Consider the following 16,179-nt stretch of genomic DNA (forward strand, 5'->3'; position numbering starts at 1 on the left):
CCTGCTGTCATTCGGGCAGCAGTTGTTCCAGATAGCGGGTGCGTTCGGTGCTCAGGCGGGTCACGCAGAGGTTGATCAGGGTCACATGGGCCGGCTTGCCCGGTTCCACTTCGAAGGCCTCCAGCACGCAGGTGCTGTCGCGGTATTTGATCCAGGCGCGTTGGGCGTTCTTCAATTTGCCGAGGTATTCCTGTTCTTGCAGCAGGCTGCTGGGGTACAGGTTGTGCACCCGGACCAGCAGCGCCTGATAGCTCTGGTTGAGTGCGGCGTCGGCCCGCTCCTTGTCCTGCTGGGCGCAGCGGTCGACCTGTTCGCTGACGCTGATGTGCTCGCAATCCAGCGCTGCGGCCTGGGCAGGCGCCCAACCAGCGGCGCCTGCAATTACGGCGATGACGAGGCCAAAGATCCAGGGCTGATAAGGCATGTCGGTCCCTTGCGCTGAGAATGAAGCGGGCATTCTACAGCGCTGTTCCCAATGCAGAAGGGCTGGCCTGCCCACCACGGCCAGCGGTTATTGCAACCAGTGCCAGAGCAGCAGCGTCCCCACCAGCCCGACCACGGAAACAATGGTCTGCAGCACCGACCAGACCCAGAGTGTCTGCTTGAGTTGCAGGCCGAAATACTCGCGCACCATCCAGAACCCGGCGTCGTTCACGTGGCAGAAGAACACCGAGCCGGCGCCGATGGCCAGCGCCACCAGGGAGCTTTGGGTGGCGGCCAGACCGGCCATCATCGGCGCCAGGATGCCGGCGGTCGTGGTGGTGGCCACGGTAGCCGAGCCGGTGGCCTGGCGCAGGGCCACGGCGATCAGCCACGCCAGGAGGATATAGGGCAGGTGCGCGCCTTCGGCCACCTTGCTGATGGTCTGGCTGACCCCGGCATCCAGCAGCGTCTGTTTGAGCCCGCCGCCGGCGCCAATGGTCAGCAGCAGCACGGCAATCGGTGCCAGGCTTTTGCGCAGGGTGTTGCCGACCTGGTCCCGAGCCATGCCGTTGGCCCAGCCCAGGCAGATCACCGCGGCGATCACCGCCAGGCCCAGGGCGATCAGGGGTTCGCCGAGAAACTTCAGGGTCAGGGCCAGGGTGTTCTCCGGGCTCATGGCGACCTTGGCCAGGGTGCTGCCGAGCATCAGCAGCACCGGCAGCACAATGATCAGCAGCGACACGCCGAAGCCCGGCTGGCGCGGGGCCTTGGGCGCAGCACTGAACAGCGCGCCGAGCTCCGCCGGTTCGCTGACCTGCAGGCGCTTGGACAACCAGTTGCCATACAGCGGGCCGGCCAGGATCACCGCCGGCACGGCCAGGCACAAGCCCAGCAGCATGGTCAGGCCGAGGTCGGCGTGCAGGGCGCTGACGGCAATCAGCGGGCCCGGGTGCGGGGGCATCAGCGCGTGCAGGGTGGTCATCCCGGCCAGGGCCGGAATGGCGATTTTCAGCAGCGGCAGGCCCGAGCGGCGGGCCATGACGAAAATGATCGGCACCATCATCACCAGCCCCACTTCGAAGAACAGCGGCAGGCCGATGACCATCGCCACCAGGGCCATGACCCAGGGCAGCGACTTGCCCTTGCCCAGGCCCAGCAAGGTCGAGGCGATGCGATCGGCGGCGCCGGACTCGGCCATCAATGCGCCGAGCATCGAGCCCAGGGCAATGATGATCCCGGCCTCGCCGAGAATCGCCCCGGCGCCCTTGCTGAAGGCCTTGGCCACTTCCTCCGGCGGCAGGCCTGCGCCCACCCCGGCAATGAAGGTGCCGATCAGGATCGACAGGAACGGCGGCAGTTTGGTGGCGCTGATCAGCACAATGATGCTGGCGATGGCCACCAGGCAGCAGATGATCAGGCGGGTGTCGTGGACCATCCAGGCGGCAGTCGATACATCCAAGGCGGGACTCCTCAATCGGCTATTTTTATCTGTTACGTTTTGTTTCACTTTTTTGGGAGCATACCCGAGGCGCCCGCCGCAGAGGGCTTATGCGCACTTTTGGTGCATTCGTTAGCCGGCTAACTATGGGCCTGCCCTGGATAACCGGCGGATAACCGGCAGATGACAATTCGCTTATCCAGCCCTGGGCACCTGGCCAATCGAACTATCATCAGGGCCACGCTTTACCAGCCAACCGAGGATCTTTCATGGGCGCAGGACACAGTCACGGCCAGGTACGGGCCGGGCATGAACGCAAGTTGTGGATGGCCCTGGGGCTGACCGGCAGCTTCATGCTCGCCGAGGTCATCGGGGCCTTTGTCACCGGCAGCCTGGCGCTGCTGTCGGATGCCGCGCACATGCTCACCGATACCCTGGCGCTGGCCATCTCCCTGGTGGCGATCCAGGTCGCCAAGCGCCCGGCGGACCGAAAGCGTACGTTCGGTTATGCGCGCTTCGAGATCCTCGCCGCAGCGTTCAACGCCCTGCTGCTGTTCGTGGTGGCGTTCTACATTCTGTTCGAGGCCTGGCAACGCCTGCAGGCACCGGCCGAGATCCAGTCCACGGGAATGCTGGTGATCGCGGTGCTGGGGCTGATCGTCAACCTGATCTCCATGGGCCTGCTGGCCTCCGGCAGCAGCCAGAGCCTCAACGTCAAGGGTGCATACCTGGAGGTATGGAGCGACATGCTCGGTTCACTGGGGGTGATCATCGCCGCGCTGGTGATCATGTTCACCGGTTGGGGCTGGGTCGATTCCCTGGTGGCCGCGGCCATCGGCCTGTGGGTGTTGCCTCGGACCTGGACCCTGCTCAAGGAGAGCATGAACGTGCTGCTGCAAGGGGTGCCGGACGGGGTCGACATCGACCAGGTGGAGCAGGCCATACGCCAGGTGCCGGGGATCAGCGACGTGCACGACCTGCATATCTGGGCCCTGACCAGCGGCAAGAACGTGCTTAGCGCGCATCTGGTGGCGCACCTGCAAGGGTGGGATGAACAGGCGATCCTGGCCGAGGTCACCGAGCTGCTACAGGAGCGCTTCGACATTGCCCACGTCACCTTGCAGGTGGAGCAGGCAGGGTTTCATGAGCAGGTGCATGAACATTGAGGGAGCCGCGCTTGCGTCTTGTGCAGGAGCCGGCTTGCCGGCGAACACGGCCGCGCCTCAGTCGCGTTCTTCAAGGACATAACCCACACCGCGCAGGGTGTGGATCAGCTTGCGTTCGAAAGGGTCGTCGATCTTGGCCCGCAGGCGGCGGATCGAGACTTCCACCACATTGGTGTCACAGTCGAAATTCATGTCCCAGACAAAGGAAATGATCTGGGTCCGCGACAGCACCACGCCGCTCTGGCGCATCAGCAGGTGCAGCAGGGCGAACTCCTTGGTGGTCAGGTCGATGCGCTGCTTGCCGCGAAAGGCCCGGTGCCGGCCCTGGTCCAGCTCCAAGTCGGCGACCCGCAGCACATCCGGCACCGGCGCCTGTTCGCTGCGGCGCATCAGGGTGCGGACCCGGGCCAGCAATTCCGGAAACTGGAACGGCTTGACCAGGTAATCGTCGGCGCCCAGGTCCAGGCCACGGATCTTGTCCGCCAGCCGGCCCTGGGCGGTGAGCATCATCACCCGGGTGCTGCTGTCCTGGCGGATCTGCCCGAGCACGCCCCAGCCGTCGATGTGCGGCAGGTTGATGTCGAGGATCACCAGGTCGTACGCATGCTGGCGAGTCAGGTGCAGGCCGTCCGCGCCGTTGTTGGCGCAATCCACCACGTAGCCACTTTCAGTCAGCCCCTGATGCAGGTAGTCAGCGGTCTTGGGTTCGTCTTCGATGACCAGAATACGCATGAAAATGAGGTTCTCGGCAGGTGGGGACAGTAACGAAAAGACGCGAATAATCAGCGGGCCAATGCTCGAAAGTTGTGCGGCCCCGTGCCGTATTCGTGTTCTTTAAAGTTCGCTTGCTGGCACTTGAAAAGTGCTCTTGATGTTCACTTCGAATAGCCGGATGTTAATACAGAACCTTGAGCCAGAGCCTTTGCTAACGGATTTGTAATCTTTGCGCCACCCTGCTGATAAGCACTGAAAGTTACAGTTGGCCGAACTTGAAACTCTCCCTGTCAATGGGCGAACTGCTGCAGTTTCATATCGGCCGGAACTCCTGTGGATAAGCGTCGATATGGTGCGCTGCAACTTCGCAGACACTTTGCCTCCATAGGGGCCGGAACTTGTTATGCCGACTTTCCCGAGAATATCTGCCCGGGCAGCACGCACCTGCGTCCTGACCCTGTTGCTGGCCGTGGCGAGCCAATCTGCAAGCGCCGTCGAGCAACCGCTGTTGAGCCTGGACAGCGCCCTGGCCCGAGCCTTTGCCAACAACCCTGAACTGGCCGCCGCACGCTGGGAGATCGACATCGCCCAGGGCGCCCGCCAGCAGGCCGGGCTCATCCCCAACCCGGTGCTGTCGGTGGACGCCGAGGACACCCGCCGGGATTCGCGCACCACTTCGGTCAAGCTCAGCCAGGCCCTGGAGCTGGGGGGCAAGCGCGGAGCACGGATCGACGTGGCCAGTCGCGGTCAGGAACTGGCGGCCCTGGAGCTGGAGCGGCGTCGCAACCAGTTGCGTGCGGATGTTCTGGATGCCTATTACACGGCGCTGCGGGCCCAGGAACGCACCCAACTGGCCGGGCGCTCCCTGGCCCTGGCCGAACGGGGCGTGGCGGTAGCCCAGGGCCGGGTCAACGCCGGCAAGGCCTCGCCGGTGGAAGCCACCCGGGCCCAGGTGCAACTGGCCGAGGTGCGCCTGGAACTGAACCGGGGGCAGATGGAGCAGGACAATGCCTACCGACGCCTGGCCATGGTCACTGGCGCGGCCACCAGCGACTTTGCCGGGGTGCAGGAGCAGCCCCTGGCACTGGCGGCGCTGCCGGCTCCGGCACAGTTGCTTGGCCGCCTGCCGGAAACCACCGAACTGCGCCTGGCGGAGCAGGAAGTGGTGCAGCGCGAGGCGTCCCTGGGGCTGGAGAAGGCCCAGCGCATTCCCGACCTGGACGTCAGCGTGGGCAGCCAGTACGACGCCAGCGCCCGGGAGCGGGTCAACCTGGTAGGGCTGTCGATGCCTTTGCCGCTGTTCAATCGCAACCAGGGCAACGTGCTGTCCGCCGCCCGCCGCGCCGACCAGGCCCGGGACCTGCGCAACGCCACCGAATTGCGCTTGCGTACCGAAACCCGCCAGGCCCTGGAACAGTGGAACACCGCCCGGGGCGAGGTGCAGTCCTTCAACCAGACCATCCTGCCCGCCGCCCAGCGTGCGGTGGACAGCGCCACCCAGGGCTTCGAGATGGGCAAGTTCAGCTTTCTCGACGTTCTCGATGCTCAACGCACCCTGATCGGCGCGCGTACCCAGTACCTCGCCGCGGTGGCGCAAACCACCGATGCCTGGGTACGGATCGAGCGCATCTACGGCGACCTCAGCCGTTGGTGAAACCCTGGCTGATGGGCCTGGCGTGCCTTGCCGCGTTGCTGGTGAGCGACTGCAGTGGCGCACCCCCGACAGCCCCCGAAGACCCACCCGCGCATTGGTGCGTGCATGAGCTGCATCGGGCCATTGGTCAATGGCTGTTTCCCTCTACCCCGTAAGGCAGCGCCTGGCGCTACCGACCCTCGATCGATTCAGGAGTCCCCATGGATAAAAAACGCAGCCTTGTTCTGGCCAGCACGGCAGTGGTCGGCCTCGGGCTGGCGGCCTTGCTGCTGCCGGGCCTGTTCGCCAGCCCGGTAACGGTGCCCCAGGCCGAGGAGGCCGGGCACGGCGCCCAGGAGCCCGAGGGCCATCTGGAACTCAGCCCGGAACAGATCCAGGCCGCCGGCATCGAGCTGGCCGCAGCCGGTCCGCGGCGCCTCAACCGGGTACTCAGCCTGCCGGGAGAGATCCGCTTCGACGAGGACCGTACCTCGCACATCGTGCCCCGGGCCGCCGGTGTGGTGGAGTCGGTACAGGTCAACCTCGGCCAGTCGGTCAAGCGCGGCGAACTGCTGGCGGTGATCGCCAGCCAGCAGATCTCCGATCAGCGCAGCGAGCTGGCCGCCGCCGGGCGGCGGGTGGAACTGGCCCGTACCACCTTCCAGCGCGAGCGCCAGTTGTGGGTCGACCAGATCTCCGCCGAGCAGGATTACCTGCTGGCACGCCAGGCCCTGCAAGAGGCGGAAATCGCCCTCAACAATGCCCGGCAGAAGATGAATGCCCTGAGCGGCAGCGCCCAGTTGGTGGGCGGCAACCGCTATGAAATGCGCGCGCCGTTCGACGGTGTGGTGGTGGAAAAACACCTGAGCGTGGGCGAAGTGGTGGGCGAAACCAGCGCCGCGTTCACCCTCTCGGACCTGTCCCGGGTCTGGGCCACCTTCGGCGTGTTTCCCAAGGACCTGGACAAGGTCCGGGTCGGCCAGCCGGTGCAGGTCAGCTCCAGTGAGCTGGGGACCCAGGTCCAGGGCCAGGTGGCCTACGTCGGCAGCCTGCTGGGGGAACAGACCCGCACCGCCACGGTGCGGGTGACCCTGGCCAACCCCAATGACGCCTGGCGCCCGGGGCTGTTCGTCTCGGTACAGGTGGCCACCGAAGCCTTCGACGCACCGGTCAGCGTGCCGCAGACGGCGATCCAGACCGTGGAAGACCGGCCCTCGGTGTTCGTCCGCGTGGCCGAGGGGTTCCAGGCCACGCCTGTGGTCACCGGGGCCAGCCAGGACGGTTTTGTCGAGATCCGCGAGGGCCTCGAAGCCGGGGCCCAGGTAGCCGCCCGCGGCAGCTTTACCCTCAAGTCCGAACTGGGCAAGGGCGCGGCCGACCACGGCCATTGATCGGCCTCATCAGAGAGTGACTTCCCATGTTTGAACGCATCATTCAATTCGCCATCGAGCAGCGCATCATCGTCCTGCTGGCGGTGCTGCTGATGGCCGGCGTCGGCATCGCCAGCTACCAGAAGCTGCCGATCGACGCGGTGCCGGACATCACCAACGTCCAGGTGCAGATCAACTCCGCGGCGCCGGGGTTCTCACCCCTGGAAACCGAACAGCGCATCACCTTTCCCATCGAGACGGCCATGGCCGGCCTGCCGGGGTTGCAGCAGAGCCGGTCGCTGTCGCGCTCGGGGTTGTCCCAGGTAACCGTGATCTTCAAGGACGGCACCGACCTGTTCTTCGCCCGCCAACTGGTCAACGAGCGCCTGCAAGTGGCTCGCGAGCAATTGCCCGACGGTGTGGAGGCGGTGATGGGGCCGATTTCCACCGGGCTCGGGGAGATCTTCCTGTGGACCGTGGAGGCCGAGGAGGGCGCCCGCAAGGAGGACGGCACGCCCTACACCCCCACCGACCTGCGGGTGATCCAGGACTGGATCATCAAGCCGCAACTGCGCAACGTGCAGGGCGTGGCCGAGATCAACACCATCGGCGGCTTTGCCAAGGAGTACCAGATTGCCCCGGACCCCAAGCGCCTGGCGGCCTACAAGCTGACCCTGAGCGACCTGGTGACGGCCCTGGAGCGCAACAACGCCAACGTCGGCGCCGGCTACATCGAGCGCAGCGGCGAGCAGTTGCTGATCCGCGCGCCGGGGCAACTGGCGTCCATCGAGGACATCGCCAACATCGTCATCAGCAGCAGCGACGGCACGCCGATCCGCGTGCGCAACGTGGCCGACGTGCAGATCGGCCGCGAGTTGCGCACCGGCGCGGCCACCGAGAATGGCCGGGAAGTGGTGCTGGGCACCGTGTTCATGCTGATCGGCGAGAACAGCCGTACCGTGTCCCAGGCGGTGGCGAAGAAACTTGAGGAGATCAACCGCTCGCTGCCCGAAGGCGTGGTGGCGGTCACGGTGTACGACCGCACCAACCTGGTAGAAAAGGCCATCGCCACGGTGAAGAAGAACCTCTTCGAGGGCGCGCTGCTGGTGATCGTGATTCTGTTCCTGTTTCTGGGCAATATCCGCGCGGCGCTGATCACCGCCCTGGTGATCCCGCTGTCGATGCTGTTCACCTTCACCGGCATGTTCAGTAACAAGGTCAGCGCCAACCTGATGAGTCTCGGTGCCCTGGATTTCGGCATCATCGTCGACGGCGCGGTGGTTATCGTCGAGAACGCCATCCGCCGCCTGGCCCATGCCCAGCAGCACCACGGGCGCATGCTGACCCGCTCCGAACGCCTGCATGAAGTCTTTGCCGCGGCCAAGGAAGCCCGGCGCGCGCTGATCTTCGGCCAGTTGATCATCATGGTGGTGTACCTGCCGATCTTTGCCCTTACCGGGGTGGCCGGGAAAATGTTCCACCCCATGGCCTTCACTGTGGTCATGGCGTTGCTGGGGGCGATGATTCTCTCGGTGACCTTCGTTCCGGCAGCCATCGCGCTGTTTGTCACCGGCAAGGTCAAGGAAGAGGAAAACCTGCTGATGCGCAGCGCCAAGCGCGGCTACGCCCCGGTGCTGGACTGGGTGATGGCCCGGCGTGGCCTGACCTTCGCCCTGGCCGGCTTGATCCTCGCTGGCAGTGCGCTGCTGGCCAGCCGCATGGGCAGTGAATTCATCCCCAGCCTCAGCGAAGGCGACTTTGCCCAGCAGGCCCTGCGGGTGCCCGGCACCAGCCTCACTCAGTCGGTGGACATGCAGCAGCGCCTGGAGAAAACCCTGCTGGCGCAAGTGCCGGAGATCGAGCGGGTGTTCGCCCGCACCGGCACCGCGGAGATCGCCTCGGACCCGATGCCGCCGAATATTTCCGACAGCTACCTGATGCTCAAGCCCAAGGCCCAGTGGCCGGACCCGAACAAGTCGCGAGAGGCGCTGATCGCTGATATCCAGCGTGCCAGTGCCCTGGTGCCGGGCAGCGCCTACGAGCTGTCGCAGCCGATCCAGCTGCGCTTCAACGAGCTGATTTCCGGGGTGCGCAGCGATGTTGCGGTGAAGGTGTTTGGCGATGACATGGCGGTGCTGAACAAGACCGCTACGCAAATTGCCACGGCCTTGCAGAGCTTGCCTGGCGCCTCGGAAGTCAAGGTCGAGCAGACCTCGGGGCTGCCGGTGCTGACCATCAATATCGACCGCGACAAGGCCGCACGTTTCGGCCTCAACGTGGGGGATGTGCAAGACACCATCGCCGTTGCGGTGGGCGGGCGCCAGGCCGGCACCCTGTACGAAGGCGACCGGCGCTTCGATATGGTGGTGCGCCTGTCCGATCAACTGCGCACCGATATCGACGGCCTGTCCCGGCTGCTGATTCCCATACCGGCGACGGCGGGCACGGCCAACGGGCAGATCGGCTTCATCGCCCTGTCGGAAGTGGCCAGCCTCGATCTGGTGCTGGGCCCCAATCAGGTCAGCCGGGAAAACGGCAAGCGCCTGGTGATCGTCAGCGCCAACGTGCGCGGGCGGGATATCGGCTCCTTCGTCGAAGAGGCCACAGGCCTGATTGCCGAGAAGGTCAAAGTCCCGGCCGGCTACTGGACGACGTGGGGCGGTCAGTTCGAACAATTGCAGGAAGCCTCCCAGCGCCTGCAGGTGGTGGTGCCGGTGGCCTTGCTGCTGGTGTTCGGGCTGCTGTTCATGATGTTCAACAACCTTAAGGATGGCCTGCTGGTTTTCACCGGGATTCCCTTCGCCCTGACCGGCGGGATCATGGCCCTGTGGCTGCGGGACATACCGCTGTCGATCTCGGCGGGGGTGGGCTTCATTGCCTTGTCCGGGGTCGCCGTGCTCAACGGCCTGGTGATGATTGCTTTTATCCGTAACCTGCGAGAGGAAGGGCGCTCCTTGTCCCTGGCGATTCATGAAGGCGCCCTGACCCGACTGCGCCCGGTACTGATGACCGCCCTGGTGGCCTCCCTGGGCTTCATCCCCATGGCCCTGGCCACCGGCACCGGCGCCGAGGTGCAACGGCCCCTGGCCACGGTAGTGATTGGCGGCATCCTGTCCTCCACCATCCTCACCTTGCTGGTGCTGCCTGCCCTGTACCAATGGGCGCATCGCAGGGAAGAAGACTGATCGCGCGCCGCTTCTTGTAGCCGCTGCCGCAGGCAGCGGCTACAGGTGTCAGTCCTGCGGCAATTTTCGGGCAAAAAAAAGCGCCCCAAGGGGGCGCTAAAAATTCATCTCTTTCCAAAGGAGCATCAGAAAAAACGCTTCAAGAGATGAATGTGCTCGGTAGGCAATCGCTGTCAGATGTCTTCTTCGGCCGTGGTAGGCGCAGAAGCATCGCGAGGGGCTTTGCCGGTGCTGCCGGTGGCGGCTGTTTCCTGGTTGGCGTCGCCGTGGATCTGTTCCTGGCTGGCCAGGAAAGCTTCGCGGACCTGCTGTGGGCGTTCGCTGCCATCAGCGGCCCAGGTGGCGGAGCTGGTTGTGGCCAGTAGGCCGATCAATAACAGTTGGGTTGGGCGCATGAGCTTCTCCTGACACGTTGGGCGGCCGTGAAAAACACGGTGGCTGCCAGTGTGTCCGGGAGTATATGAAGGCCAACCTAACGAGAAGGTGAGGCCGATATTACAGTTCTGAAAGGCATGAGTCTGTGAAGAAGTTTTAACACCGGGCAGGCCTGGCGCCTGCCCGGAGCCGCTCTCTAGAGCAGGGCCAGGGGGTACTCGACGATCAGGCGAAACTCTTCCAGGTCGGATTCGAACTGGCTGGAACGGATGGTCGCCTGGCGGATGCGCAGGGACAGATCCTTGAGGCTGCCGCCCTGGAACACGTACTTGGCTTCGATATCCCGCTCCCAGCGGCGCTGGTCGGTCAGTGGGTCACCTGCCGCATCGCGGCGCATGTACACCGAGTTGGCGTGGCTGTAGTCGGCGCCGCTGCCGCGGGCGTAGCGGGTCATGAACGACAGGCCGGGAATGCCCAGGGGCTGCATGTCGAGGTCGTAGCGGACCATCCACGAGCGTTCCTTGGGCGAGTTGAAGTCGCTGTACTGGATCGAGTTGTCGAGGAAGATCGAGTCCGACTGGCGCAGGTAGTCGAAGTCGTCGTTGCCGTTGTTGCGCTGATGCGACAGGGCCAGGGTGTGGGCGCCGTAGGTGGCGCCGACCTTGGCGCTCCAGATGTTGTTGTCGAGCTCGCCCAGGAGCTTCTTGCCTTCATCGACGGCCTTGTAATAGTTGAAGCCGCTGAACAGGCTCAGTTGGTCGGACAGCGGGTAGTTGCCCGCGACGCCGAAGTAGTACTGGTCCCAGGCGTCCTTCAGGCGGCTGCTGTAGAGGCTGAAGTTGAGATTGGAGTTGAGCCGGTAGTCGCCGCCGAAGTAGCCGACCCAGGGCGAGTCCACCTTGCCGGCGTAGAAGGTGGCGAAGCCATCGCGCATGCCACTGCTGTCGGGCTGGCTCATGGCATGCAGGCGGCCGCCCTGCAGGTTGAGGCCGTCGATGCTGGTGTTCTCCAGGGTCACCCCGCGAAAGCTTTCCGGCAGCAGGCGGGAGTCGCCGTAGTGCACCACGGGGGTCTTGGGAAACACATCGCCGACTTTCACCACGGTATCCAGGGCTCGCATTTTCACCGCACCCCCAGCCTTGCCGTAGCTGTCGGCGGGCCGGTTGTCGTGGTTCAGCGGCAGCATGCCGAAGGAGCCACCGCCGCCGCTGCGGCCGGTGCCAGAGTCGAGCTTGAGGCCGTACATGGCAAAGGCATCGAGGCCAAAGCCCACCGTGCCCTGGGTGAAGCCGGATTCGAACTGGCCGATCAGGCCCTGGGCCCAGGCTTCGGAATAGCCGTTGCCGGTGGGGCTGGACTGGCCCTTGCGGTCGTCGCGGTTGAAGTAGAAGTTGCGCAGCAGCAGGTCGAGGCGGCTGCCTTCGACAAAGCCTTCGGGCCGTTCCTCGGCGGCCACTGCCGCCATAGGGCTGAGCCCCAGTACCGCAGCGAGCACGGACAGGGACAAGGGGGGATTGATACGCATGGGGGTCGCTCCTGAGTGTTGGCAGCTATCAACTTTTATATCGCCAGAGGCGTTCTTATTGGGCTCGACCGGCAGGCGTCGCAACGCCTGCCCAGTCGCTGTCGATAGTTGCAAACGGCAGATAACGGCGGGGTGACCCGGTCATTACAATTGTGCAAGAAAGCCGTCCAGGGCCCGGGCCAAAACCCCGACGGGCCGGGGGTTATCCCGGGTAGGGCGGGCTGTCGGCAGCGCCCATTACAGATAAGTAATCTGCCCGCGATCATCCTGACAGGGTCGGTTGCTTATCCTCGCTGGCGTCAACTGGACGAGGAAACTGTGATGAAAGCAATCAACCTGAGTCTCGCCGCGCTGCTGTTGAGCCTGGCTTCCCTGGCGCAGGCCGAAGGGGGAGGCGACCGTACGTTCGCCCGGGCCATGGTGGAAAACCAGAAGGCGATGGAGCGCTATGCGGCGAACCAGGGCAAGCCGGCGCCGGTGGTGCAGGCGTACCGCTACGGCATGAAGCTGGATGTCGCCAAGGTGGTCAACGTGACCCCGCCGATCAAGTCCTGCGAGGTGGTGCCTTCGCGCATGACGTATGAGGATTCCGCCGGCCAGCTCAAGACCATCGAGTACCAGGTCATGGGCCAGTGCCGCAACAACGGCAGTTGATGGGCCGCCGGCGCTGCTGTGCCGGGCCCGCAGGGGTGGGCCCGGCCAGCGTGGCTGCACTCAGTCGTTGCCGGAGCCGGGGTGCAGGGCGACGATCATGTCCACTTCCACCGAGGCATTCTTGGGCAATTGATAGACCCCCACCGAGGTCCGGGTGTGTACGCCGGCGTCGGCAAAGATCGAATAGAGGACTGCGGAGGCGCCGTCTGCCACTTCGCTCTGCTGGGTGAAGTCCGCCGCGCTCTGTACATAGACGTTGATCCGCAGGATGCGCTTGATCCGCTGCAGGTCGCCGAGCATCTGCTCGAGGATCGCCAGGGCCCGCAGGGTGCAGATCTGCGCCCCGTGCCGGGCCTGCTCCAGGGAGGTTTCGGCACCGACCCGGCCAACCACCATCACGGTATTGTCGATACGCGGGATCTGCCCGCTGACATACACCTCATCGCCATTGCGCACCGCCGGCACGTAATTGCCGCCAATGCGCATCTCGCCTTCGAAACTGTGTCCGACCTGTGCTGCGGCCTGCTGGAAAAGTGCCTTGCGTGATGCATCCATAGTCCAACTCCGTCGATCGCCCTGGAATTTCCCGTCGCCGACTATACGCGCTCCTTGGTTGCGCGAAATCCCCGGCTGCGGGCCCGAATTCCGCGGCCTTGCTGGCTGCGGAATTATTTTTGTCAGACAAGCCTTAATGGCTATTAAGAAAAATCTTTCAGGGCCGATGTTAGGCCCAAAGCAGTCCACTTTTTCAGCCCCCCCCGGTACATCCTCATGTTCAATAAACGCTTGAAGCAGGAGTTGTCGACTCTACGCGAAGAACTTTCGAGCCTTCAGCAAGTGAAGGAGAGCCTTGAAAGCGAGATGCTCGTCATCAACCTGAGCGCCGATGGACGGATTCAGTCGGTCAATCACAATTTCGCCCAGGAAATGCTCTACAAGACTGGCGATCTGGTGGGCCGGGCCCTGGAGGACATCGTCCCGGAACACGTCAAGCATGATGAGTTTCACCTGCGGTTCAAGGCGACCCTGACCCGGGGCGAACACTTTGCCGGGGCGGTGCGGCTGCTGCGCGGCAATGGCCAGGAAGCCTGGCTGCGTTCCATCTCCCAGCCGGTTCGCGACTCCGAGGGGCGGATCAAGTATTTCGCGATCTTCTCCAGCGACCTGACCCGCACCATCGAGGCCTCTCGGGAGCACGAGAACCTGATTGGCGCCCTGATGCGTTCCACCGCGCTGATCGAGTTCGACCTCAACGGCAACGTGCTGACGGCCAATGACCGCTTCCTTTCCAGCATGGGCTACAGCCTGGCGCAGATTCAGGGCAAGCATCACCGCATCTTCTGCGAGCCGGAGGAGTACAACAGCCAGGCCTACCAGGCCTTCTGGAAACGCCTGAACGCCGGGGAGTTCATCGCCGAGCGCTTCAAGCGCATCGACGCTCATGGCCGGGTGGTCTGGCTGGAGGCTTCCTACAACCCGGTCATGGACGCCAACAACAAACTCTACAAAGTGGTGAAGTTCGCCACCGTGATCACCGACCAGGTAAACCAGGAACTGGCCGTGGCCGAGGCGGCGAGCATTGCCTACAACACCTCGCTGCAGACCGACAACAGCGCCCAGCGCGGCACCACGGTGGTTACCGAGGCGGTGAACGTGATGCGCGATCTGGCCAAGCACATGCAGGAGGCCGGCGAAGGCATTGGCGCCCTCAACGAGCAATCCCTGGTGATCGGCAGCATCGTCAAGACCATCAGCGGGATTGCCGAACAGACCAACCTGCTGGCACTCAACGCGGCCATCGAGGCGGCCCGGGCCGGTGAGCAGGGGCGTGGTTTCGCGGTGGTGGCCGATGAAGTCCGGCAACTGGCCTCGCGCACCAGCAAGGCCACCGAGGAAATCGTCGGCGTGGTGCGCCAGAACCAGGACATGGCCCGCGAAGCCGTGGAACTGATGGCCGAAGGCAAGCTGCAGGCCGAGCAGGGGCTGGCTCTGGCGGCGGAAGCCGGCACCGTGATCGTCGAGATCCAGGACGGCGCGCAGAAGGTGGTCAGCGCGGTCGGCCAGTTCGCCAACCAACTGTCCTCCTGATTGCTCCCCAGCACAGTGCTCCCGCCACGGGGCACTGTGGAATTCAGGGCGGCATCGGCCAGCCCCGGCGCCCTTGGCGCCATTCATTTCCCACGCTGAGACACTCGGGCCTGACCGATAGGGCCCCGGGCGACGGCTGCGCCCAAGAAAAACCAAGAAATTTCCTAGAGGCTTGTAGGAAGTGTCTGGAAAGCGCTGCGGGGCTTGGAGAAAGCCCAAACTGCGCCGATGGCTAGGGGTTGTTGTATCCACTCCTAGTCTGTCGGTGTATCCATGTTCAACAAACGTTTGAAGCAGCAACTTGCCACCCTGAGCGACGAGCTGAACGCTCTGCAGCAATTCAAGGCCTGCCTGGAAAGCCAGGTGCTCAATCTCGAACTCGATGGCGAGGGGGCCATCCGCCGGGCCAACCAGAACTTCATCCAGGCCCTGGAACTCGATGGCCAGCCACTGGCCGGCGTGGCCCTGGAGAGCATCATCTCGCGCCACCCTCAGGCTGTGCCGTTGTATCGCGAATTCAAGGCGGCCCTGGGGCGCAACGAAAGCTACACCGGCCAATTGCGCCTGCAACGCGGAGGCGGCCGCGAGGCCTGGCTGCAGGTCTGCGTGCAGCCGATCCGCGATGGCGCCGGGCGGCTCGATCATTACAACCTGATCTGCACCGACCAGAGCGCTTCGGTGGAAAGTGCCTGCGAGCATGAAAACCTGATGGCGGCGCTGCTGCGCTCCTCTGCGGTGATCGAGTTCGACCTGCAAGGCCGGGTGCTGACGGCCAACTCGCGGTTTCTCGCCTGCATGGGCTACCGGCTGGATGAGGTCCAGGGCCAGAACCACCGCCTGTTCTGTGAACCGCAGGAATACGAAGGGCCCGGCTACCAGGAGTTCTGGGCACGGTTGAACGCCGGCGAATACATCGCCCAGCGGTTCAAGCGCATCGACAGCCAGGGCCGGGTGGTGTGGCTCGACGCGTCCTACAACCCGGTGCTGGACGCCAGTGGCCAGCTCTACAAGGTGGTGAAATTCGCCATCCTGATCACCGATCAGGTGAACCAGGAACAACGGGTGGCCGAGGCGGCGGACATCGCCTACAGCATCTCCCGACAGACCGACACCAGCGCCCAGCGCGGCTCGGCGGTGGTCACCGAGACCCTGGACGTGATGCGTGACCTGGCTACCTGCATGCAGCAGGCCGGGGACGGCATCGAAGCCCTGAACGAGCAGTCCCTGGTGATAGCGAGCATCGTCAAGACCATCAGCGGGATTGCCGAACAGACCAACCTGCTGGCCCTCAATGCGGCCATCGAAGCGGCCCGGGCCGGTGAACAGGGGCGGGGTTTTGCGGTGGTCGCCGATGAGGTCCGGCAACTGGCCTCGCGCACCAGCAACGCCACCGACGAGATCGTCGGCGTGGTGCGCCAGAACCAGGACATGGCCCGCTCGGCGGTGGAGCTGATGGCCGAGGGCCGGCAGCAGGCGGAGCAGGGCCTGACCCTGGCAGCGGAGGCCGGCACGGTCATCGTCGAGATTCAGGACGGTGCGCAGAAAGTGGTCAGCGCGGTCGGCCAGTTCGCCAACCAGCTGTCGGCCTGAGGGCGTGGGCGTGCGCCT

The 16,179-nt window shown here is 64.4% G+C and carries 11 protein-coding genes and 4 pseudogenes; 9 read left to right on the forward strand and 6 right to left on the reverse strand.

Going from position 1 to position 16,179, the window contains the following annotated elements; all coding sequences use genetic code 11:
- Window positions 1-7 precede the first annotated feature (7 nt).
- Window positions 8-424, reverse strand: coding sequence for a lysozyme inhibitor LprI family protein (locus tag M2395_RS18070; RefSeq protein ID WP_015637031.1), 417 nt, complete (start codon window positions 422-424; stop codon window positions 8-10).
- Window positions 425-511: 87 nt separating this feature from the next.
- Window positions 512-1,882, reverse strand: a complete 1,371-nt coding sequence (locus M2395_RS18075; RefSeq protein WP_011063465.1) for a gluconate:H+ symporter — start codon at window positions 1,880-1,882, stop codon at window positions 512-514.
- 248 nt (window positions 1,883-2,130) lie between these two features.
- On the opposite strand from M2395_RS18075, the gene M2395_RS18080 reads away from it, so the two are divergent.
- Complete coding sequence (locus tag M2395_RS18080) at window positions 2,131-3,027, forward strand: cation diffusion facilitator family transporter (protein ID WP_123431438.1); 897 nt, start codon at window positions 2,131-2,133, stop codon at window positions 3,025-3,027.
- Window positions 3,028-3,084: 57 nt separating this feature from the next.
- On the opposite strand, the gene M2395_RS18085 is transcribed toward M2395_RS18080, so the two are convergent.
- Window positions 3,085-3,759, reverse strand: coding sequence for a heavy metal response regulator transcription factor (locus tag M2395_RS18085; RefSeq protein WP_011063463.1), 675 nt, complete (start codon window positions 3,757-3,759; stop codon window positions 3,085-3,087).
- Window positions 3,760-4,144: 385 nt separating this feature from the next.
- Between M2395_RS18085 and M2395_RS18090 the strand changes: the two genes are divergently transcribed.
- The 3 genes from M2395_RS18090 to M2395_RS18100 all read left to right on the forward strand — a co-directional run bounded on the left by M2395_RS18090 (window position 4,145) and on the right by M2395_RS18100 (window position 9,929).
- Window positions 4,145-5,395 (forward strand): TolC family protein, encoded by a 1,251-nt coding sequence (locus tag M2395_RS18090; RefSeq protein ID WP_123431437.1) that lies wholly within the window; start codon window positions 4,145-4,147, stop codon window positions 5,393-5,395.
- 200 nt (window positions 5,396-5,595) lie between these two features.
- Window positions 5,596-6,765 carry an efflux RND transporter periplasmic adaptor subunit gene (locus M2395_RS18095; protein ID WP_123431436.1) on the forward strand — a complete coding sequence of 390 codons (1,170 nt, stop codon included), beginning with the start codon at window positions 5,596-5,598 and terminating at the stop codon, window positions 6,763-6,765.
- Window positions 6,766-6,791: 26 nt separating this feature from the next.
- Window positions 6,792-9,929 (forward strand): CusA/CzcA family heavy metal efflux RND transporter, encoded by a 3,138-nt coding sequence (locus tag M2395_RS18100; RefSeq protein WP_011063460.1) that lies wholly within the window; start codon window positions 6,792-6,794, stop codon window positions 9,927-9,929.
- A 173-nt stretch (window positions 9,930-10,102) separates the two neighbouring features.
- On the opposite strand, the gene M2395_RS18105 is transcribed toward M2395_RS18100, so the two are convergent.
- Both M2395_RS18105 and M2395_RS18110 read right to left on the reverse strand, forming a co-directional pair.
- Window positions 10,103-10,324, reverse strand: coding sequence for a hypothetical protein (locus M2395_RS18105; RefSeq protein WP_011063459.1), 222 nt, complete (start codon window positions 10,322-10,324; stop codon window positions 10,103-10,105).
- 176 nt (window positions 10,325-10,500) lie between these two features.
- Window positions 10,501-11,829: an OprD family porin gene (locus M2395_RS18110; protein WP_015637023.1), complete on the reverse strand. Its 1,329-nt coding sequence runs from the start codon at window positions 11,827-11,829 to the stop codon at window positions 10,501-10,503.
- 321 nt (window positions 11,830-12,150) lie between these two features.
- On the opposite strand from M2395_RS18110, the gene M2395_RS18115 reads away from it, so the two are divergent.
- Window positions 12,151-12,483, forward strand: a complete 333-nt coding sequence (locus M2395_RS18115) for a DUF2790 domain-containing protein (RefSeq protein WP_015637022.1) — start codon at window positions 12,151-12,153, stop codon at window positions 12,481-12,483.
- A gap of 60 nt (window positions 12,484-12,543) precedes the next feature.
- On the opposite strand, the gene M2395_RS18120 is transcribed toward M2395_RS18115, so the two are convergent.
- On the reverse strand, window positions 12,544-13,038 hold the full coding sequence (locus tag M2395_RS18120) for a RidA family protein (RefSeq protein ID WP_011063456.1): 495 nt from the start codon (window positions 13,036-13,038) through the stop codon (window positions 12,544-12,546).
- 216 nt (window positions 13,039-13,254) lie between these two features.
- Here M2395_RS18120 and M2395_RS31850 point away from each other — a divergent pair.
- The 4 pseudogenes from M2395_RS31850 to M2395_RS31865 form a co-directional block, all read left to right on the forward strand.
- Window positions 13,255-14,025: pseudogene (locus M2395_RS31850) on the forward strand (PAS domain-containing protein); the annotation flags it as partial.
- 111 nt (window positions 14,026-14,136) lie between these two features.
- A pseudogene (locus M2395_RS31855) lies at window positions 14,137-14,571 on the forward strand (methyl-accepting chemotaxis protein); the annotation flags it as partial.
- 273 nt (window positions 14,572-14,844) lie between these two features.
- Window positions 14,845-15,621: pseudogene (locus M2395_RS31860) on the forward strand (PAS domain-containing protein); the annotation flags it as partial.
- 105 nt (window positions 15,622-15,726) lie between these two features.
- A pseudogene (locus tag M2395_RS31865) lies at window positions 15,727-16,161 on the forward strand (methyl-accepting chemotaxis protein); the annotation flags it as partial.
- Between the last annotated feature and the right edge of the window lie 18 nt (window positions 16,162-16,179).

The organism is Pseudomonas sp. BIGb0176, assembly GCF_024810175.1.
GTDB lineage: Bacteria > Pseudomonadota > Gammaproteobacteria > Pseudomonadales > Pseudomonadaceae > Aquipseudomonas > Aquipseudomonas protegens.